This window comes from Neobacillus sp. GCM10023253, assembly GCF_042653105.1.
Classification (GTDB): domain Bacteria; phylum Bacillota; class Bacilli; order Bacillales; family Cytobacillaceae; genus Neobacillus; species Neobacillus citreus.
Window position 1 is genome coordinate 572,178 of the sequence record NZ_JBHSHV010000012.1, and the last position, 20,453, is coordinate 592,630.

Genomic DNA, 20,453 nt, shown 5'->3' on the forward strand with positions numbered 1-20,453 from the left:
CAAGTAAAAGTATTAATAGTTTTTTCCTGTTCCAATATTGGTATGTATTTGGCTAATTCGCTTATAGTAGGCGACAATACGTTTTTTTAATTCCGGATAGGTCCCAAGCATTGCGAACTTTTCGGATGAAATAGTGAAATCCACAGCTGTTTCCATCGGTTTAACAGAGACAATTGTTGCAATAAGAAAACATGGAAAGGGCTTCTGGATATCAACAGCAATCTCGCCGTGCTCCTTAGAAACCGTTGTAACATGGCAATCAGCATCTTCTTTAAAAATTTGTTCTACTGAATCGAAAACCTGATTGAATGTCCCTTTATAATAATGAGTTTTTAAAGAATCATCAGTTTGTTTATCTGTTGTTTCAATTTGTCTTTTAAAACGGGTAAAGAGCCCCAATAAAATCGTCATTAGCGTTCCTCCTTGTAAACCTTTGTTTCTAGTGTATATCAATATCCGGAAAATATAAAAAGAGGTGCCTGTAAAGCAACCTCTTTTTAATCTTATCTTATTTAGCTAACCTTTACCTGCGACATTTTAGCCATTTCTTCGGCGACAAGTAAACTTAAGTCGACTACACGTGTAGAATAGCCCCACTCATTATCATACCAAGCCAATACTTTTACTTTTCTTGTCCCCATTACCATCGTGGAAAGTCCATCGATAATGGCGGAATGTTCATTCGTATTAAAATCGACTGAAACTAATGGTTCCATCGTAAAGTCTAAAATTCCTTTTAACGGACCTCCGGCAGCTTCTCTAAACGCCTTGTTAACATCATCCACCGTTACATCTTGCTTAAGGTCTACAACTAAATCAACAAGGGAAACATTTGGCGTTGGAACGCGCAGTGACATACCATGTAGTTTGCCCTTCAATTGCGGCAGAACAAGGGATAGTGCTTTCGCTGCTCCTGTCGTAGTCGGAATGATAGATTGTCCGCACGCACGAGCCCGTCGTAAATCCTTGTGTGGATTATCGATATTTTTTTGATCATTTGTGTAAGCATGAACAGTGGTCATTAATCCGCATTCAATTCCAAATTTATCATCTAAAACCTTTGCAACTGGTGCAAGGCAGTTTGTTGTACAAGATGCATTAGAAATCACTTCATGGTGTTCAATATCGAGCATTTCTTCATTTACACCCATAACAATCGTAACGTCTTCATTCTTACCCGGTGCAGTAAGGATTACCTTCTTTGCTCCCGCTTCTAAATGGAGCGCAGCCTTTTCCCTAGAGTTAAACTTACCAGTTGCTTCAATGACAATATCAATTCCCAATTCTCTCCATGGAAGTTCTTCTGGATTACGATTACTTAAAAGCTTGACTCTTTTTCCATTTACAAGCAGTTCATTATCTAAAGGGATAACTTCTCCCTGGAATGTTCCGTGATTGGTATCATATTTAATTAAATGTGCTAACGTTTCAGCAGGATAGCTTGCGTTGATTGCGACAACATCCAGCTTTTTCTCAAGGATTGCTTGTCTAAAAACCATCCTTCCAATTCTTCCAAACCCGTTAATGGCAATTCTTGCTCTCATTTTACGGCCCCTTCCGCATTAATGTTATACTTTTATCTCCATCTGATGGTATTAGTATAACACATTTAGTTTTATTTGTGATGAATAAAAAGCGTATTTTTTAAAAGTTTTATAATTCAGATAACTCCACATAAAAAAAGAAGGGGTGAATGCCCCCCTTCCATAGGTTATTGATATGTTTTTTGAATTCCCCATCCGGCTAATATTTCAATGAGCTGCTTTTTTGTTTCTTCTATTGATCCATTATTATCAATCACGGCATTGGCCAGTTTTACTTTTTCAGCAAGCGGCATTTGCGAGTTGACCCTGGCCTGTGCATCCGCTTCTGATAGTTGGTTTCTCTGCATCAGCCGTTTCAACTGCGTTTCTCTGTCTACATAAACAAGGATAGTTTTTTCAACCATGAAGGTCAGCTTGCTTTCAAATAACAAAGGAATATCAAGAATAATTACTTCTTCTTGATTCTCCGAAGCCTTTTGAATCTTCTCCATCATTCTTTTTCTAACCTCGGGATGAACAATTTGATTCAAAAGCTGCCTTTTTTCTTCTTGGTAAAAAATAATCGCGCCGAGTTTTTGTCTGTCTATTTCCCCATTTTCTAATAAGATGTCCTGACCAAATTCAGCAATGATTTTCAGGTAGGCAGGTTCTCCTTTATCTACCGCCAGACGCGCTTCGACATCTGCATCAACGACTGTTATATTCATTTCTTTTAACATATTAGATACTGTGCTTTTTCCACTGGCGATTCCGCCTGTTAAACCAATAACAAGTGACATACCCCTGCCCTTTCCCTTCCCTATTGTTATATCTTCCATATTCCAATGATGATTAATAAGATTCCTGGTATAAACGTAAACTTTTGAACCCAGTCAAAACGGTAAAAAAAGGACCCGAATTTAATTCCCAATAACACAAATAATGAACTCATAATCGCAACGGTCAAGGCTAAATAAATGGGAGGGAATCCAAGCATCGCTGCTCCAATTCCTGCACCAAAGGCATCCAGTGAGAGAGCGAAGCCTAACATTAATGCCTCTATCCCGGTAATCGTCCCGGATTTGTCAAAATCCGCCGACATTGGTTTTCTTAAAATATTGATTGCCAGCCCCAATGACCGAATTTCAAAGTTTACAATTGTTTTTTCATGTTCAATCGGTTCTTTTTCTTTCTCAGGGCGGAAAAACTGGTATAACACCCATGCTCCAAGCCCGATTAAAATAAATCCTCCAAGTCTTGCTGTAATACTCGGTGATAATACTTTTTCAAGTCCATGTCCAATTGATACCGCAATCATCAATGAGATGGCTGAGCAGCATGCAATGATGAGAATGGACTTAAACGGCATAACCATTTTTCTTAATCCATACGTAAACCCTACGCTAAAGCTGTCAAGACTGAGAGCAAGAGCGAGTATGAGAAGTGAGAACAACTGAACCATGATGTGTCTAGGACTCCTTCCTGCAAAATACTACGATAGTATATGGCAGGAGCCTATCCAGTGTTAAAACTGGAATCTAGACAGATTCATTCTTTGCTCTTTTAACTTTAAGCCTTTGACATTTTGGGCAATAATGGGTGCCCCTTCCCCCTACGGTCGTTTTTTCAAGGGGCGTTCCGCATTTCTTACAAGGTTCCCCTTTGCGGCCATAGGCATATAACTCTAGTTGAAACATGCCTATTTCCCCTTGAGAATTCACATAGGAGCGAATCGTGCTGCCGCCTTTTTCGACTGCTTCACTTAAAGTTTCAACAATTTCCTTATGCAGCAACTCAATTTCTTTTTTCTTCAGTGATCCCGCCAGCCTTTCGGGGTGGATACCTGAACGAAATAACGCTTCATCAACATATATATTTCCAAGACCGACAAATAGGTTTTGGTCCAATAAAGCCGTTTTAATTTTTCGATTCGTTTTTTTAAGCATTTTCCCTAAGTACTCTTTGGTAAAGTCTTCTGAAAAAGGTTCAGGACCAAGCTGGATAAGGGGAGGCTTAGTAAATTCCTCACCCTTTTTGTATAGATGCATGGTTCCAAATTTTCGGACATCCCGGTAGCGCAGTTCAGTCCCATCTGTAAAGTGAAAAATCACATGGGTGTGCTTATCGAAAGGCTCTTCCTTGGGGTATAATCCGTATCTGCCCTCCATACGCAAATGGGAAACTAAGGAGAAATTCTCTGTATAAAGAATTAGAAATTTCCCTCTTCTTCCGATTGCAGCAAAAGTCTCACCTTTTAAAGCATCGATGAATTGTTCCGCTTCAGCAGGATTTTTAATGATTTTCGGCCAATACACGGTTACATCTTCGATGGTTTTATGAAGAACAAGCTTTTCCAGTGTTCTCCTGACTGTTTCTACTTCTGGAAGCTCTGGCATATAATGCAGCCCCTTTTGCTGGTGTATTTACTTTGCATCAAACCATGTTGGTCCGTAAGCATAATCTACTTTTAACGGGACGGATAGCTCAATCGCATTTTCCATCACTAACGGCACTAATTGTTTAAGAATTTCCAATTCCTCCTCAGGAGCTTCAAAAATCAGTTCGTCATGTACCTGCAAGAGTAATCGTGATTTCAACCCTTTATCTTTTAATGCCTCATCCATATCAATCATCGCTTTTTTTATGATATCAGCGGCACTTCCCTGAATGGGCGTATTCATTGCCGTTCTTTCGGCAAAGCTTCTCAAGTTAAAATTTCGGGCCGTTATTTCCGGAAGGTATCTTCTCCTATGGAGCAATGTAGAGACATATCCTTTCTGCTTCGCTGAATGGACGATTGTCTCCATATATTCCTTTACACGCGGATAACTGTTCAAATAACGCTCGATGAACTGCCCTGCTTCCTTCCTCGTAATCCCGAGGGACTGGGAGAGTCCATAATCGCTGATTCCATAAACGATCCCGAAGTTTACAGCCTTTGCCTGCCGTCTCATATTGGAGGTAACTTGGTCTGCATCAACATGGAATACCTCCATGGCTGTGCGTGTATGAATATCCATATCCTCTTTAAAAGCTTGGATTAGCTTTTCATCGCCAGAAATATGTGCAAGAACCCGCAGCTCAATTTGAGAATAGTCAGCTGCAAAAATCAACCAGTCTTTTTCGGACGGAACGAAGGCCTGTCGGATTCTTCTTCCTTCCTCGAGTCGGATCGGGATATTTTGCAGGTTGGGATCAATGGAGCTTAACCTCCCTGTAGCCGTTAAGGTTTGCTGAAATCTTGTATGAACCTTCTCTGTCTCAGGTTCGATTACCTTTAGCAATCCTTCAATATAAGTGGATTGCAGCTTTCCTAATTGACGGTAAAGAAGAATATGTTCAATAATTTCATGTTCACCAGCCAGCTTTTCTAAAACATCGGCCGAGGTCGAATACCCGGTTTTCGTTTTCTTAAAAGAAGGGAGCTGCAATTTTTCAAATAGTATGACGCCTAATTGTTTCGGAGAATTAATATTAAATTTTTCACCGGCTAATTCACAGATTTTCTCCTCGATTTCAATAAGCCGTTCGTTAAGCTCACGACCCATTGATTCCAGGCGCTCCCGCTCCACCTTAATGCCGCATGATTCCATATCAGCTAAGATGAGTGATAACGGCATTTCAAGTTCCGTAAATAAACTATATTGTTCATTTTTCTTTAGGTCATCTTCTAATTTGTCTTTTAATTCGGCCATAGCCATCCCCTTGCGGACAAGGTGCTCGGCAAGCCGGTCTGTTTCAGGAATCCTTTGTTTAGCCCCTTTTCCATAAAACGATTCATCAGATTGAATATTACGAATGCCATACTTACCCGCAATTGCCGCTAAATCCTCACCCGTTTCTGATGGATTCAAAATATAAGAAGCCATTAAAATATCAAAATTCGCCCCTTTTAAATGAATTCCCTGTCTTCTTAAGGAAACTTCGGTGCGTTTTGCGTCATATACCGTTTTCTTCTTCCCTTCATCCTCAGCCCAGTTCTTAAACGATTCCGAATTTAGCGCTTGTTCCGTCGGAAGAAAGAAATGTCCATTGTCGTTAACGATTGAAAATCCGATGATTTCCGCTTGATGATAGTTATCTTCCAGCATTTCCACATAAAAATAATTGGTATTTGCAAATAATTCGCCGCTAATTTTGGATGGAATTCTGTATTCAACCTCTTCAAGCTCTTGTATCACATCTACTGCCGAATCTTCACCAAGTTTATCCAATAACGATGAAAATCCTAATTCCTTAAACAAGCCTATTAATTTTTCTCTCGTAAACCCATCATATGAGATATCCTCTAAGTCTACCTCCACGGGAGCATGTCTTTCAATCGTTGCAAGCTGCTTACTCATTGCCGCCTGCTCTTTAAACTCTGTAAGCTTTTCCTTCAGCTTGTTCCCGCTAACCTTGTCAATTGATTCTAATAATTGTTCAAGAGTGGAAAATTCCTTCAGCAGCTTGATGGCAGTTTTTTCGCCTACCCCTGGTACGCCAGGGATATTATCGGATGAGTCCCCCATCAGACCTTTCATATCAATAATTTGGTCAGGGATTAAGCCATACTTTTCCTGAACATGCACCGGCGTGTACACCTCTATATCTGTAATCCCTTTACGGGTAATCCCCACGGTAGTATGCTGTGAAGCAAGCTGTGTTAAATCCTTGTCGCCGGAAATAACCTTTACTTCAAATCCGTCTTTTTCAGCTGTTAACGAAAGGGTCCCAATAATATCGTCCGCTTCGTAATTCTCCAATTCATATCTTGATATTCCGTAAGCATCTAATAGCTCCCTAATAAACGGAAATTGCTCTGATAATTCCGGCGGTGTCTTCTGTCTGCCGCCTTTGTATTCTTCAAAGGTTTTGTGGCGGAAGGTTGTTTTGCCGGCATCAAAAGCAACCAAAATATGGGTTGGCTTCTCTTCCTCCAAAATCTTCATCAGCATCATTGTAAAGCCGTAGACCGCATTAGTATGAATACCTTTATCATTGTTCAAAAGCGGCAATGCAAAAAAGGCCCGGTATGCAATACTATTGCCATCAATCAGCACAAGCTTTCTGTTTTCCATTCAATCACCTTCCTAAAAAATAGTTCTCGTTCTTCGGCAGTTCGATTATAAACTCACTGCCGCTTCCTAAATCACTTTTCACTTTAATATTTCCATGGTGTGCCTCAATCAAATGTTTCACGATGGCCAAACCAAGGCCTGTCCCGCCTGAATTTCGATCTCTGGCCCGGTCGACCCGGTAAAAACGTTCAAAAATCCGGGGAATTTCATCCTTCTTTATCCCTACACCGGAGTCCTTAACATGAACACGGACAACTTCGTCCTCTTCTACGAGTAATACCTTTACCACTCCTTCTGAAGGAGTGTAGGTAATGGCGTTCCCTATAAGATTAATAAAAACTTGCTTTAATCGGTCAATATCACCTTTAAGGCTGGCACCTTTTTGCTCGCTGACAAGCTCAAGCTGAATGTTTTTCGCTTGTGCTTTACCGGATAATAGAGTAATGACGTCCTCTAGCAGCTCAAATAAATCCAATTCATTAATGTTTAACAGGAAGTTATGCTGCTCAATCTTTGAAAGTTCTAGCAGGTCATGGATTAGGGATTGTAGCCGATCGCTTTCTTTTAAAATAATAGAAAGAAATGATTCCAATGTCTCTTTGTCATTCATTGCTCCATCCAAAAGAGTTTCTGAAAAACCTTTAATTGATGTGACTGGTGTTTTTAGTTCGTGCGAAACGTTGGCGACAAAGTCTTTTCGCATTTGTTCGAGCTTTTTCATTTCCGTAATGTCATGAAAAACGAGTAAAATTCCTTTCCAGACATTGTTTTTCCCAATGATTGGAACACCGTATACATCAAAATATCTTCTTTCAATTTGCAATGGGATAAGCAGCTGCTTTCTAGCTTTTTGTTCTGTCCGGAAAACCTCTGCTATGATCTGGCATAGTTCTTTTTCCTGAAGAACTTCATAATAAAGCTTATTTAAATAATCAGATGGTTCTACCTGGAATAGTTCGATATAGCCTTTATTAATTAAATTAATATACCCTCGGCTGTCAATAAGAATTAAACCTGCTCCCATGTTCTCAATCAATGCCTTCAAACGGTCCTGCTGCATTTCCTGCATTTTTTTGAGTTCCTGAAGATTTTCTGCCAGCCTATTAATGGTGACAGCAAGCATTCCTGCTTCATCATTTCTGTTAACAGTTGTCCGGGCACGGTAATTTCCCTTTGAGAGTTCGATCGCTACATTTGTCACAGACTTTATCGGCTTTATATATCTGGTGGAAATTCGGATTCCGAGATAAACAATGATGATAAGGTCCATTAAAAGACTGACGGATAGGATCCACCATATTTGCCTTTCATTAAATGAATGTACAAAATAGCTATGGAACAACTGACCGAACAGAATTCCCAATCCGATTAACTCTGAAAAAATTAATATAATTAAAGAAAACAAAAGTTTAGTTCGAAACTTTGTCATTCTTCTTTTGGCTCCTCCAATTTGTAACCAAGTCCGCGAATAGTTTTTATATAAGCCGGTTTTCTGGTATCCTTTTCAATTTTTTCTCTTAAATGAGAAATATGTACATCGACTATCCTAGTATCGCCAGCAAAGTCATAATTCCAAACAGCACTTAATAATTGATCCCGGGTTAAGACATTTCCTTTGTTTTGGGCAAGGTAGTGCAGCAATTCAAATTCTTTAAGAGTTAACTCAAGCAAATTCCCCTCAATAAATGCTTCATATTTTCCCGGAAAAATGGTTATTTTCCCAATCGTAATCAATGAATCTTCTTTTGGGCTTGGGTCTCCCGCATCCGTCTGCAAATAAGTTCTTCTGAGAATCGCCTTAACACGTGCAATCACTTCCCTTGGACTGAACGGCTTCACCATATAGTCATCCGCGCCAAGCTCCAAGCCCAAGATTTTATCAAGCTCTTCATCTTTTGCCGTTAACATCAATATAGGTGTCATTATACGCTCTTGCCGAAGCTGCTTGCACACTTCCATACCATCCATTTTGGGAAGCATTAAATCCAGCAGGATGATGTCTGGTGATTCCTGTACAGCTAGCTGCCGCCCTTCTTCGCCATCCATTGCGGTAATTACCTCATATCCCGCCTGTTCCAAATTGTATTTTAGAAGTGTCACAATAGAGTGTTCGTCGTCAACTACCAATACCTTTGTTTTCATCGTAAGGCCCTCCGATTTCGCTTCTCTCTTTCCTTCAATTAACATTATTATATTATAAATCCGAAAAGAAAACCTTTATCGGATAACTCGCACTGAAAATACAAAAAGGAATGTGTATTTTCACATTCCTTTAAACCGTTCCTTTTAAAAATTATCTAATGCTCTAGCATGGATTTCTTCCAGGCGATATGGTGGACAGACTTTAAGCACACCGGTGATAACCGTTTCGTTTTTTTCATTGAATGCCGAAACACGAATAGCAACAAAATGCCCCTCACGATTTACCTCGATTACTTCAAATAGAAATTCAACTGTTGAATAATGGTAAACAGGCTTTGTAAATTCGATTGTTTGGCTCATTACATGACTTCCCGGGCCAGGGAGATATTTTGAGATGGCTGAAGTCATCATCCCTGTCAGCATCACGCTTGGAACAATTGGCTTTTCAAAAGGGGTCTGTGAAGCATAGTCGTGCTGTATGTAGAGCGGATTAGCATCGTCGGTTATTCCCAAATATAAAAGAAGGTCTTTATCCTCCACCTTCTCTGAGAAGGAAAGTTTTTCCCCAACGGTTATTTCCTCAATTCTTCTTCCTAGCTTACGTTTTTTTCCTAAAAGCATCACGAACCTCCATTTGAAAACGATTTCATTACCTCAGGAAAATTCGGGAAGGGTTTTTTGCCCTTCCCGAATACCAAAGCACCATTATTAAACTAAAACATTCATGACATTACGTACAGATTCAACCGATTTATCTAACGCAGCTTTTTCTTCTGCAGTCAGGTCAAGCTCGATTACTTTCTCAATACCATTTGCACCTAGGATAGTCGGCACACCCAAATAAATGCCTTCATAACCAAATTCACCTTCAAGGTAAGCGATAGAAGGTAATACCCGGCGTTGGTCTTTTAAAATAGCTTCACACATTTCAACCAATGAGGCTGCAGGGGCATAGTAGGCACTTCCGTTACCAAGAAGGTTAACGATTTCACCGCCGCCTTTTCTTGTGCGTTCAACAATTGCTTCTAACCGATCTTTTGGAATCAGCGTTTCTAAAGGAATACCACCGGCATAAGAATAACGTACGAGTGGTACCATGTCATCCCCATGGCCTCCTAGTACGAAGCCCGTAATATCTTTAACAGAGATGTTTAATTCTTGTGCAACAAAGGTGCGGAAACGAGCTGTATCAAGTACACCAGATTGGCCGATTACACGATTTTTAGGGAAACCAGATTCCTTAAATACAGTATAGGTCATCGCATCAACCGGGTTCGTTAATACAAGGATTGTACAGTTTGGAGAATATTTTGCGATTTCAGAGGTAACAGCTTTCATTACTTTTTGGTTTGTTTGCACTAAATCATCACGGCTCATGCCCGGTTTGCGTGCGATACCTGCAGTGATAACAACGATGTCTGAGTCTTTCGTATCTTCATAATTTGATGTTCCAGTAATATTGGCATCAAATCCTTGAACAGGGCTTGCTTCAAGCATATCTAACGCTTTCCCTTTAGTGGGATTTTCAATTTGCGGAATATCAACTAATACAACATCACCAAGCTCTTTTTGGGCAAGCAAAAATGCAGTAGTTGCTCCAGTAAAACCTCCGCCAATTACAGAAACCTTTTTACGTTTTAATGACATACTTTTTCTCCCCTTTTTGAATGAACTTTTTAAATAAAGGGCTGTTATAAAAACAGCCCTAAATACACTTTGTTGTTATCACATTAGCTTTTCTTATTCCATGTTCTTAATTAGTTCGTCACCAAATTCAGAAGTTTTAACTTCAGTTGCGCCTTCCATTAAACGAGCGAAGTCATAAGTAACAACTTTTGAAGCAATCGTTTTTTCCACTGATTTAATGACCATTGAAGCTGCTTCATTCCAGCCCAAGTGCTCAAGCAGTAATACACCTGATAAAATGACAGATGAAGGATTTACCTTATCAAGACCTGCGTACTTCGGTGCAGTACCGTGTGTTGCTTCGAAGATTGCGTGTCCAGTTTCATAGTTGATGTTAGCTCCTGGAGCAATCCCGATACCGCCAACTTGTGCTGCAAGTGCATCTGAAATGAAGTCGCCGTTTAAGTTCATTGTAGCCACAACATCGAACTCACGTGGACGAGTTAGGATTTGTTGTAAGAAGATATCAGCAATCGCATCTTTCACGATAATCTTGCCAGCAGCTTCAGCATCAGCCTGCGCCTTGTTAGCAGCATCTGCACCTTGCTCAGCTTTAATGCGATCATATTGAGCCCAAGTAAAGACTTTATCGCCAAATTCCTTTTCTGCAAGCTCATAACCCCAGTTTTTAAACGCGCCTTCTGTAAATTTCATGATATTGCCTTTATGCACGAGTGTAACGGATTTACGGCCTTCTTTAATTGCGTAATTAATAGCAGCACGGACAAGACGTGTTGTACCTTCTTGAGAAACAGGCTTAATACCGATACCTGAAGTTTCAGGGAATCTGATTTTATTTACGCCCATTTCGTTTTGAAGGAAGTCAATTACCTTTTTAGCTGCTTCAGTTCCTTTTTCATACTCAATACCTGCATAAATATCTTCAGTGTTTTCACGGAAGATAACCATATCTGTATCTTGCGGACGCTTAACTGGTGAAGGAACACCTTCAAACCATCTTACAGGACGTAAGCACACAAACAAATCTAGCTCTTGGCGTAAAGCTACGTTTAACGAACGAATTCCTCCGCCAACAGGAGTAGTAAGTGGACCTTTGATGGCAATTAGGTACTCATTAATTACATCTAAAGTTTCTTTTGGAAGCCATTCGCCAGTTTGATTGAATGCTTTTTCTCCTGCAAGGACTTCCTTCCAAACTAATTTACGCTCGCCTTTATAGGCTTTTTCAACAGCTGCATTTAAAACTCTCTCAGATGCAGCCCAAATATCTGGACCGATGCCGTCTCCCTCGATGAATGGGATAATTGGATTGTTTGGTACGTTTAAGACTCCATTTGTTACCGTGATTTTTTCACCTTGCATGGTAGTTCTCCCTCCTAGTATGTAAAAACGTGAAAACCTGATGATATGGTAAAGACTTAAGTAAAGGTTAGCAGGTATTCACCCCTAACCTCTACCAAATCTTATTTAACCAATTTTTCGAAAAAAAGTAAAATGTTATCCTCTTTGTTCGATTGGAATATATTTCTGCATTCCAGGACCTGTGTATTCAGCACGCGGGCGGATTAGACGGTTGTTGTCGTATTGCTCTAAAATATGAGCAAGCCATCCAGATACACGGCTGACAGCGAAAATTGGCGTCATTAGGTCATGGTCAACACCTAAACTGTGATATACAGATGCGGAATAGAAATCAACGTTTGGCGGCAGGTTCTTTTCACCGGTTACGATGCTCTCAATTTTCACTGACATATCGTACCATTGTGGTTCGCCAGTTAGTTCTGTTAATTTTTTGGACATTGCTTTTAAATGCTTGGCCCGAGGATCTCCTTGGCGGTAAACCCTGTGGCCAAAGCCCATAATTTTTTCTTTATTCTCAAGCTTGCCGCGGATATAAGGCTCGACGTTTTCAAGTGAACCAATATCGGTAAGCATTTTCATAACCGCTTCATTTGCTCCTCCGTGAAGAGGTCCTTTTAACGCTCCGATTGCTGCTGTGATACCAGAATATACATCGGATAATGTCGCAACACAGACACGGGCTGTGAATGTAGAAGCGTTTAATTCGTGGTCGGCATGCAGAACCAGGGCTTTATTAATTGCCTCTACTGCAATTTGTTCTGGTTCTTTACCGGAAAGCATATATAAGAAATTCGCTGCAAAGCTCAAATCCTGTCTAGGTGCAACTGGCTCAAGTCCTTTTCTGATACGTGCAAAAGCTGCTACGATAGAAGGCATTTTAGCTTGAAGACGAATCGCTTTACGATAATTAGCTTCCTTCTCCATTACATCTGCTTCCGTATCGTAAAGTCCTAATAAAGAAACAGCTGAACGAAGTGCTGCCATTGGGTGTACTGTCTGAACCGGGAACAATTTAAAATGCTCAATTACTTCCTGTGGAAGTGCAGCACTTTCAGCAAGCTGTTGCTTTAATTCAGCCAATTGTTCTGAATTAGGCAGCTTGCGATGCCATAATAGATAAATAACCTCTTCAAAGCTTGCATTCTCAGCTAAATCATCGATGTTATAGCCAACGTATGTCAGCGTATCATCAATAATTGAACTAATGGAAGAAGTAGTTGCCACAATCCCTTCGAGACCACGTGTTACTGTCATCAAAAATCTCTCCTTTACATTGTAAAATTCCCCATTACCCACTGCTTCATTAATTCTTTTAAACCGGAAAATCCCCAGTCTAGGATAAAAAGAAACGGCATAAAGTAATTTGAAGATTTCCACTGCAAAATCATCGCCGATAAACTGATCATTACCCTAGGTGACTGAGCGATTGCTCGGATTAAAACCAAAAAGTCTGTATGCCCTTTCATTCACAGGAATAAATAATTTTTCAAGTATTCCAGTATTCCTATACGGTTTATGTAAAAAAAGATATTGCTTACAAGCCTATTATAAACAATAATCAGATTTTTGTGAATGAAAAGGAATTGAAAATAGCAAAAAAATATTATTTCAAAAAAAACGGCGCTAAAAACACGAGCCATTTCACTTAGTTTCAGCCTGTGTTTTCACCGAATCCCCCTAAAAGTTATTTTACCATAACATTATCAATGATGTGGAATACAATAACTCCAGTAGTTTTTTTCTACATTCCTCCGAAACTAATTTTAATAACTAAACGTATAAATTTAAGAAGAAATTTTAGGCGATGGAAAAATATGCAGAAAAATTAATAAAATGGTAAAATAGAGTAAGCGATTTTAAAAAAATGGAGGTCTATTACTTTTGAATCCCAAATACATAAACCGGAGCATTAGGTTTTTAATTGTTATCGGCGTTGTTGTTTTAGGGCTGCTTTCCTTTTACTATTTATCAAAAATAACCTATCCATTTTTAATCGGCCTTATTATAGCACTTGCCATAAACCCGCTAGTCAATCTTTTTGAAAATAAAACAAAAATGCCAAGAGTACTTGCTGTTTTTGTTGCTCTTATTATTATATTTGCCATCTTTGCCGGTTTGATTACTTTGCTGGTAGTCGAGATCGTTACCGGAGCAACTTACTTAGCTAAAGTTATTCCAGAGCATTTAAACACTTTAATTAAATTCCTAGAAGACTATTTTACAGATTTGTACAATCAATTAACTAGCGTTTTTAATAAGTTGAATCCCGGGCAGAAAGACACGATCATTACCAATATTCAAAATATCGGCAAAAGGGTAGGGTCAACTGTCGGAAACTTTATTCAAGGCTTTTTTGGCAGCATTCCTAATGTTATTTCATGGATTCCAAATGCGGCAACCGTATTGATTTTCTCCTTGTTGGCAACCTTTTTCATCAGCAAGGATTGGTACCGTTTAAAGGCGATGGGTGGAAGGCTATTGCCACAAAAAGCCAGAACAAGTGGAAAAACAGTATTTGTTGATTTGAAAAAGGCGCTTTTCGGCTTTATTAGAGCGCAGTTGACGCTGATTTCCATAACAACGGTTATCATTCTTGTTGGATTGCTTATTCTTCGTGTGGACTATGCCATTACCATTGCCCTTTTGACTGGTCTAGTCGACATTATTCCCTACCTTGGTACAGGAGCAGTATTCGTCCCTTGGATTGTCTATGAAGTTATAAGCGGCGACGTTGGGCTTGCCATTGGGCTTGGTGTCCTTTACATAATCGTGTTGGTCCAAAGACAGATCATGGAGCCAAAAATCCTTTCTTCAAACATTGGACTGGACCCTTTGGCAACACTAATTGCACTTTTCGTAGGTTTTAAACTAATCGGCTTTCTTGGATTAATTGTCGGTCCCGTAACTCTTGTCATCATAAGCACGCTATACAGGGCCAATGTTTTTCATGATTTATGGAAGTTTATCGTGGGAAAAGAAGCTTAAAACTAAAAAACTCGCCGGCTGGCGAGTTTTTTTATTATAGTACACTAGCATGTCCGTTATAAATAATGCCTCTTGATGCGTCCACCGTGATTTCTTGGCCTTCCTTAAACAGTTTGAGTGCATTTTCAACTCCCACAATAACAGGAATACCTAAGTTTAAACCAACAACAGCAGCATGGCTTGTTAGGCCGCCTTCCTCTGTAATAAGGGCGGCACATTTCTCAAGGGCCGGAACCATTTCCCGGTCGGAGCCGATGGTTACAAGAATGGAACCCGTTTTTACCTTTTCAGTAGCTTCATTAGCATCATGAGCAATAACGACTTTTCCAAAAGCGGATTTGCGTCCAATCCCTTGTCCCTTCGTAATAATATCGCCCACTACATGGATTTTCATTAAATTCGTTGTTCCCGCTTCTCCCACAGGAACACCGGCTGTAATGACCACCAGCTCACCATGTTTAACAATGCCGCTGTTTAAGCTTTCCTCTACGGCGCTTTCAAGCATTTCATCCGTCGTGGTACACATTCTTCCCATCCGTGGATAAACTCCCCAGACAAGTGCTAGACGCCTGCAGGTTGATTCATCCGCAGTGATTGCCACGATTGCTGCCTTCGGACGATATTTTGAAATCATCCTAGCTGTATGTCCGCTTTCAGTTGGGGTGATAATTGACTTTACCTCTAAATTTAATGCTGTATGAGCAACCGATTGACCAATCGCATCAGTTAGATTGTGTTCTGTATTCTTGCTGCGGTGTGAAAGAATTTCTTTATGGTTCAGTGCTTGCTCAGCCCGTGAAGCGATATTATGCATCGTTTGCACCGCTTCAACCGGATATAGCCCTGCAGCAGTTTCTCCAGAAAGCATAATAGCATCTGTTCCATCAAAAATGGCATTGGCCACGTCACTTGCTTCCGCACGAGTTGGCCTTGGATTTCTTTGCATTGAATCAAGCATTTGTGTTGCAGTAATAACCGGTTTACCTAGCGCATTACATTTCTTAATCAATGATTTTTGCACCAATGGAACCTCTTCTGCAGGAATTTCTACACCAAGGTCACCGCGTGCTACCATCAGTCCGTCTGAAACCTCAAGAATTTCATCAATATTATCGACGCCTTCTTGGTTTTCAATTTTAGGGATAATTTGGATATGCGTTGCATGGTTTTCTTCTAAAAGCTGGCGAATTTCCAAGACATCCTTGGAACGGCGAACAAATGAGGCCGCGATAAAATCAACGCCCTGCTCAATTCCAAATAAAATATCCTGTTTATCCTTCTCTGTAATACCGGGCAGGTTAACTGAAACTCCCGGCACATTAACACCTTTTTTATTTTTCAATGTACCACTGTTTAAAATTTTCGTCTTAATTTCGCCCTTAGAATGATCAATGTTGATAACTTCCAGCCCAATTAAACCGTCATCCAACAGAATTTTGGAACCTGCTTGTACATCATCAATTAAACCTTCGTATGTAACGGAAAATTTCTCTGTGGTTCCCTCCACTTCGGTCATTGATACAATAATTTCTTCTCCGGACTTCAGTTCAATAGCTCCATTTTGCATATTGTGGGTACGAATTTCTGGACCCTTTGTATCAAGCAAAATGGCAACTGTTTTACCTGTTAAACCGGCTGCTTCACGGATATTCTTGATTCTGTCGCCGTGTTCTTCAAAATTCCCATGAGAAAAATTTAATCGTGCTACATTCATTCCTGCATTCATTAATTGTGTTAAATTGTCAACACTTTCACTTGCAGGGCCAATCGTACAAACAATTTTTGTTTTGCGCAACATTTCTTGCCCTCCCTTTTTTAAATCGAAAGTTCTTTAGAAAGATTATATAGTTCAAAATCCAATGTATGTTTTTTGGCAAGAGCGTCAATAATGTCGTAGTCGACAAGCTTGTTATTCTCCACACCGACAGCACGGCCGCCTTTGCCCTCAATTAGAAGTTCCACTGCTCTGGCACCCAATCTGCTGGCAAGCACCCGATCTGCGGCAGTTGGCGAACCCCCACGTTGAATATGTCCCAATACTGATACCCTTGTATCGAGGTTGGTGGCATCCTTTAGCTGCTTAGCAAACTCACCCCCGCTGCATACACCCTCGGCGACCACAATAATACTATGCTTTTTCCCACGTTCTTGACCTTTTCTCAAACGATCAGCAATCTCGTCCATGTTGTAATTCTCTTCTGGAATTAGAATCGTTTCCGCTCCTCCGGCAAGCCCAGCCCACAAGGCAATATCACCGGCATCTCGCCCCATTACCTCAATAATAAAAGTTCTTTCGTGCGAGGTAGCCGTGTCGCGAATTTTATCTATTGCATCAATGACTGTATTTAATGCCGTGTCAAAACCGATTGTCATATCAGTTCCTGGAATGTCATTATCAATCGTCCCCGGTACACCAACACAAGGATAGCCAAGCTCTGTCAATGCCTTCGCACCACGATATGACCCGTCACCGCCAATGACGACAAGTCCTTCAATACCATGAGCCTTTAACTGCTCCATTCCTTTTTGCTGGCCCCCTGTTGTTTTAAATTCCGGGCAGCGGGCCGATTGAAGCATTGTTCCTCCGCGATGAATGATATCTCCAACTGAACCGAGCTCAAGCTTTTTTATATTGCCGCAAATTAACCCTGAGTAACCACCGTAGATGCCATAAACTTCAACATTGTGATAAATGGCTTTTCGGACAACAGCGCGGATTGCTGGGTTCATTCCCGGTGAATCCCCGCCGCTTGTCAGCACCCCAATTTTTTTCATGGTAATCACCTCATTAATAGGATAAAGGTACTATGTAAGCCTCTTTAAGAAGGATGGTTTAAAATTACATTTGTTTTCCTTCTTCTATTATTAACATAAAACCCTTGAATATTAATAAAATATCACGAAGCAATAGCCATAACAACTATGTCAATAGCCATTTTAGAATAGACGGAATAGTTCGTTAACTGAAAGCGTTTCATATCATAATGAGAACGTTGTCATGGATTTTACAGCCATTTTTATATGAACTTTTTGTGAATGCTCAACGAAAAAACGTGCCCAAATGAGCACGCATTTTCCTTAATTTACTCCAATGTATTCATTTATCAATCCAAACTCTCCAATTGTTCTAAAACGCTTGTATCGATCAGCAATTAATTGGTCAGCAGAAAGCTTCAAAAGCTCCTCCAAAGATTTGATTAGGACAGGTTCAATTTCCGCAGCTTGTCCTTGCACATTCTTGTGAGCACCGCCCTTAATTTCTGGAACGATATCATCGATAACTCCTAGTTCCTTCAGGTCAGGCGCCGTGATTTTCATAGATTCTGCCGCATTTTTAGCGTAGGCAGCGTCCTTCCATAAAATTGCCGCCGCTCCCTCAGGAGAAATGACTGAATAGGTGGAGTTTTCTAGCATGTAAATCCGGTTGCCAACACCTAGCCCAAGCGCGCCGCCGCTTCCGCCTTCACCAATGACAATACAGATAACTGGTACTTTCAACCCTGCCATTTCAAACAGGTTACGGGCAATTGCTTCACTCTGTCCCCGCTCTTCTGCTGCTTTACCAGGGTATGCGCCTTTCGTATCAATAAAACAAATAATCGGCCGGTTGAATTTATCAGCCTGCTTCATCAACCGCAAAGCCTTTCTGTAGCCCTCAGGATGTGGCATTCCAAAGTTTCTGCGGATATTTTCCTTCGTATCCTTTCCCCGCTGATGGCCTATTACTGTGACAGGCAACCCTTTAAATTTGGCAATCCCGCCAACAATCGCTTCATCATCGCCAAAAGTCCTGTCCCCATGGCATTCAAAGAAATCGTCAAATAGATAGGAAATGTAATCCAAGGTTGTTGGCCTGCTAGGATGGCGGGCTATTTGCACCCGGTCCCACGGTTTAATATTTTCATATATTTCCCGTTCCAGCTTCTCCAACCGGGCCTCTAATTTATTGATTTCCGAACTCAAATCCACATCAGTGGTATCTGTAAATTCCTTAAGCTCAGCTATTTTTTTTCTCAGTTCATTGATCGGGCGTTCAAATTCTAATTCGCCTGCCATTCAAACACACCCCCTGGCTGATGGATATTAAGTATCGTTGCAATTTTCTCTGCCAATTCTAATCGGGAAATGATGGCATCTAGCTGCCCATGTTTTAACAAAAACTCTGCTGTTTGAAAGTCTTCCGGCAATTTTTCACGGATTGACTGCTCAATCACCCTGCGTCCCGCAAAACCGATTAATGCTCCAGGTTCGGCAAGGTTATAATCCCCCAATGATGCAAAGCTAGCAGACACCCCGCCAGTTGTCGGATGGGTCATAATTGAAATGATTAAACCACCATTGTCGCTGAATTTCTTTAAGGCAACACTTGTTTTCGCCATTTGCATCAAACTTAGTGCACCTTCCTGCATTCTGGCTCCGCCCGATGCTGTAAAAATAACGAATGGAACGGACAATTCATCCGCTTTTTCAATCGCTAAGGTAATTTTTTCGCCGACAACCGATCCCATACTGCCCATTCGGAAGGTTGAATCCATAACGGACACAACGACTTTATGGCCGTTAACTGTACCAACCCCAGTGACAACCGCTTCATTTATATTGGTTTTTTTTCGGTCCTTTTCAACTTTTTCTAGATAGTCGGGAAAATTCAGTGGATTCTTTGAAATCATATTTTCGTTGAATTCCTCGAAGCTTCCTTCATCAAGAAAACTTTCAATACGCTCCTTTGAATTCATAGGAAAATGATGTCCGCAATGCAGACAAACCTTTAAGTTTTTTGAAAGTTCTTTTGTATACATAATTTTTTTGCATGAAGGACATTTTGTCATTATTCCTTCAGGAACGTCGCTTTTCGCCGCTTCTGTAGGAATGGTTGCGTATTTCTTCTTTTTTGTCTGGTTTTTGGAAAATAAATCTTTAAGCGCCAAAAATTAAACCTCCTTGTATGGAATTTTGGCTGATGACGATAATCTATCAGCAGTCTTTCTAACAATTGGCTTTCTCATACATATACCGATAGGTGGCCAGACCACTGAAGGATTTAAAAATGCCCTATGAAGGGGCTTGTATAATTTACTATAAAATAAAAAAAGTTCAAAATCTGTTGCTTTCTGTCGTTAGACAGATGACAATTTTCGTAATTGGCCGTACGCCAAAAGGACCTTCATTTCGTCTTTATCAGCCATTGCATCCAATAAATATAGATAGTCTTCACGCTTGTACTCTACAGGAGAAGAAGATAACGAATGATAGTAATCCTTCAAGATTTCCCATATCTTAAAAAAAAGATGGTTGTCTGCTGCTTCAAAAATCTGATAAAAAAATTCATCATCCTGGAATCCTTCTGACTCCGTCACCCATTCTTTCACGGCAGCGATATTCGAACGGTCCATTCTTTTCAGTGCGAGGCGCAGACCATCCATTTCAATAAAGTTTTTTGTTTCGAAGACATCCAGTTTTGCTTTTTCATCCTGCAAAATAAACGTGCTGAGAAGCTGGACCAATTGATTTCCCCGGAAGTCACGAAGATAAGTACCCTCACCCCGGCGTGTTTCAATTAAGCCTAACAGTTCCAAAGCTCTTAGTGCTTCCCTAACGGAAGAGCGCCCGACATTCAGGCGCTCAGACAATTCACGTTCCGAAGGAATTTTATCTCCCTGCTTTAGTCCATCATCCGTTATCATTTCTCTTAGCTGTTTTAAAATCTCTAGGTACACTTTAGAATTGCTCACGA

The 20,453-nt window shown here is 40.4% G+C and carries 18 protein-coding genes; 1 reads left to right on the forward strand and 17 read right to left on the reverse strand.

The genetic code is table 11. The features are described 5' to 3' along the window. Positions 1 to 12: 12 nt before the first annotated feature. The 12 genes from ACFPA1_RS16980 to citZ all read right to left on the reverse strand — a co-directional run bounded on the left by ACFPA1_RS16980 (position 13) and on the right by citZ (position 12,988). Positions 13 to 411, reverse strand: a complete 399-nt coding sequence (locus tag ACFPA1_RS16980) for a hypothetical protein (protein ID WP_378584270.1) — start codon at positions 409 to 411, stop codon at positions 13 to 15. 101 nt (positions 412 to 512) lie between these two features. Further along, a complete protein-coding gene (locus tag ACFPA1_RS16985; protein ID WP_213144636.1) occupies positions 513 to 1,544 on the reverse strand; it encodes a glyceraldehyde-3-phosphate dehydrogenase in 1,032 nt (343 codons plus the stop codon). A gap of 167 nt (positions 1,545 to 1,711) precedes the next feature. Further along, positions 1,712 to 2,323, reverse strand: a complete 612-nt coding sequence (coaE, locus tag ACFPA1_RS16990) for a dephospho-CoA kinase (RefSeq protein WP_378584272.1) — start codon at positions 2,321 to 2,323, stop codon at positions 1,712 to 1,714. A 26-nt stretch (positions 2,324 to 2,349) separates the two neighbouring features. Next, positions 2,350 to 2,985 (reverse strand): sporulation membrane protein YtaF, encoded by a 636-nt coding sequence (ytaF, locus tag ACFPA1_RS16995; protein WP_213144634.1) that lies wholly within the window; start codon positions 2,983 to 2,985, stop codon positions 2,350 to 2,352. Between the two features lie 76 nt (positions 2,986 to 3,061). Beyond that, the gene (gene mutM, locus ACFPA1_RS17000) at positions 3,062 to 3,919 is read right to left on the reverse strand and encodes a DNA-formamidopyrimidine glycosylase (protein WP_213144633.1); all 858 of its coding nucleotides are present in this window, start codon (positions 3,917 to 3,919) and stop codon (positions 3,062 to 3,064) included. A 27-nt stretch (positions 3,920 to 3,946) separates the two neighbouring features. Beyond that, a complete protein-coding gene (polA, locus tag ACFPA1_RS17005) occupies positions 3,947 to 6,583 on the reverse strand; it encodes a DNA polymerase I (protein ID WP_378584274.1) in 2,637 nt (878 codons plus the stop codon). 4 nt (positions 6,584 to 6,587) lie between these two features. Further along, the gene (gene pnpS / locus ACFPA1_RS17010) at positions 6,588 to 8,012 is read right to left on the reverse strand and encodes a two-component system histidine kinase PnpS (protein ID WP_378584276.1); all 1,425 of its coding nucleotides are present in this window, start codon (positions 8,010 to 8,012) and stop codon (positions 6,588 to 6,590) included. Beyond that, positions 8,009 to 8,725 carry a response regulator transcription factor gene (locus ACFPA1_RS17015; protein WP_213144630.1) on the reverse strand — a complete coding sequence of 239 codons (717 nt, stop codon included), beginning with the start codon at positions 8,723 to 8,725 and terminating at the stop codon, positions 8,009 to 8,011. Before ACFPA1_RS17015 ends, pnpS begins: the two co-directional genes overlap by 4 nt. A 144-nt stretch (positions 8,726 to 8,869) precedes the next feature. Further along, positions 8,870 to 9,346 (reverse strand): MaoC/PaaZ C-terminal domain-containing protein, encoded by a 477-nt coding sequence (locus ACFPA1_RS17020; protein WP_213144629.1) that lies wholly within the window; start codon positions 9,344 to 9,346, stop codon positions 8,870 to 8,872. A gap of 87 nt (positions 9,347 to 9,433) precedes the next feature. Continuing rightward, positions 9,434 to 10,372 (reverse strand): malate dehydrogenase, encoded by a 939-nt coding sequence (gene mdh, locus ACFPA1_RS17025; protein ID WP_378584278.1) that lies wholly within the window; start codon positions 10,370 to 10,372, stop codon positions 9,434 to 9,436. A gap of 93 nt (positions 10,373 to 10,465) precedes the next feature. After that, on the reverse strand, positions 10,466 to 11,734 hold the full coding sequence (icd, locus tag ACFPA1_RS17030; protein ID WP_378584280.1) for an NADP-dependent isocitrate dehydrogenase: 1,269 nt from the start codon (positions 11,732 to 11,734) through the stop codon (positions 10,466 to 10,468). A 135-nt stretch (positions 11,735 to 11,869) separates the two neighbouring features. Further along, complete coding sequence (gene citZ / locus ACFPA1_RS17035) at positions 11,870 to 12,988, reverse strand: citrate synthase (RefSeq protein WP_378584282.1); 1,119 nt, start codon at positions 12,986 to 12,988, stop codon at positions 11,870 to 11,872. 627 nt (positions 12,989 to 13,615) lie between these two features. On the opposite strand from citZ, the gene ytvI reads away from it, so the two are divergent. Continuing rightward, positions 13,616 to 14,719: a sporulation integral membrane protein YtvI gene (gene ytvI, locus ACFPA1_RS17040; RefSeq protein WP_213144626.1), complete on the forward strand. Its 1,104-nt coding sequence runs from the start codon at positions 13,616 to 13,618 to the stop codon at positions 14,717 to 14,719. 34 nt (positions 14,720 to 14,753) lie between these two features. On the opposite strand, the gene pyk is transcribed toward ytvI, so the two are convergent. The 5 genes from pyk to ACFPA1_RS17065 form a co-directional block, all read right to left on the reverse strand. Further along, positions 14,754 to 16,514 (reverse strand): pyruvate kinase, encoded by a 1,761-nt coding sequence (pyk, locus tag ACFPA1_RS17045; RefSeq protein WP_213145276.1) that lies wholly within the window; start codon positions 16,512 to 16,514, stop codon positions 14,754 to 14,756. A gap of 20 nt (positions 16,515 to 16,534) precedes the next feature. Further along, positions 16,535 to 17,494 carry a 6-phosphofructokinase gene (gene pfkA, locus ACFPA1_RS17050; protein ID WP_213144625.1) on the reverse strand — a complete coding sequence of 320 codons (960 nt, stop codon included), beginning with the start codon at positions 17,492 to 17,494 and terminating at the stop codon, positions 16,535 to 16,537. A 303-nt stretch (positions 17,495 to 17,797) separates the two neighbouring features. Then, positions 17,798 to 18,775, reverse strand: a complete 978-nt coding sequence (gene accA / locus ACFPA1_RS17055; RefSeq protein ID WP_378584284.1) for an acetyl-CoA carboxylase carboxyl transferase subunit alpha — start codon at positions 18,773 to 18,775, stop codon at positions 17,798 to 17,800. Beyond that, positions 18,760 to 19,647 carry an acetyl-CoA carboxylase, carboxyltransferase subunit beta gene (accD, locus tag ACFPA1_RS17060; RefSeq protein WP_378584285.1) on the reverse strand — a complete coding sequence of 296 codons (888 nt, stop codon included), beginning with the start codon at positions 19,645 to 19,647 and terminating at the stop codon, positions 18,760 to 18,762. The genes accA and accD overlap by 16 nt, the downstream gene beginning before the upstream one ends. A 189-nt stretch (positions 19,648 to 19,836) precedes the next feature. After that, complete coding sequence (locus ACFPA1_RS17065; RefSeq protein ID WP_241114089.1) at positions 19,837 to 20,403, reverse strand: FadR/GntR family transcriptional regulator; 567 nt, start codon at positions 20,401 to 20,403, stop codon at positions 19,837 to 19,839. Positions 20,404 to 20,453 lie beyond the last annotated feature (50 nt).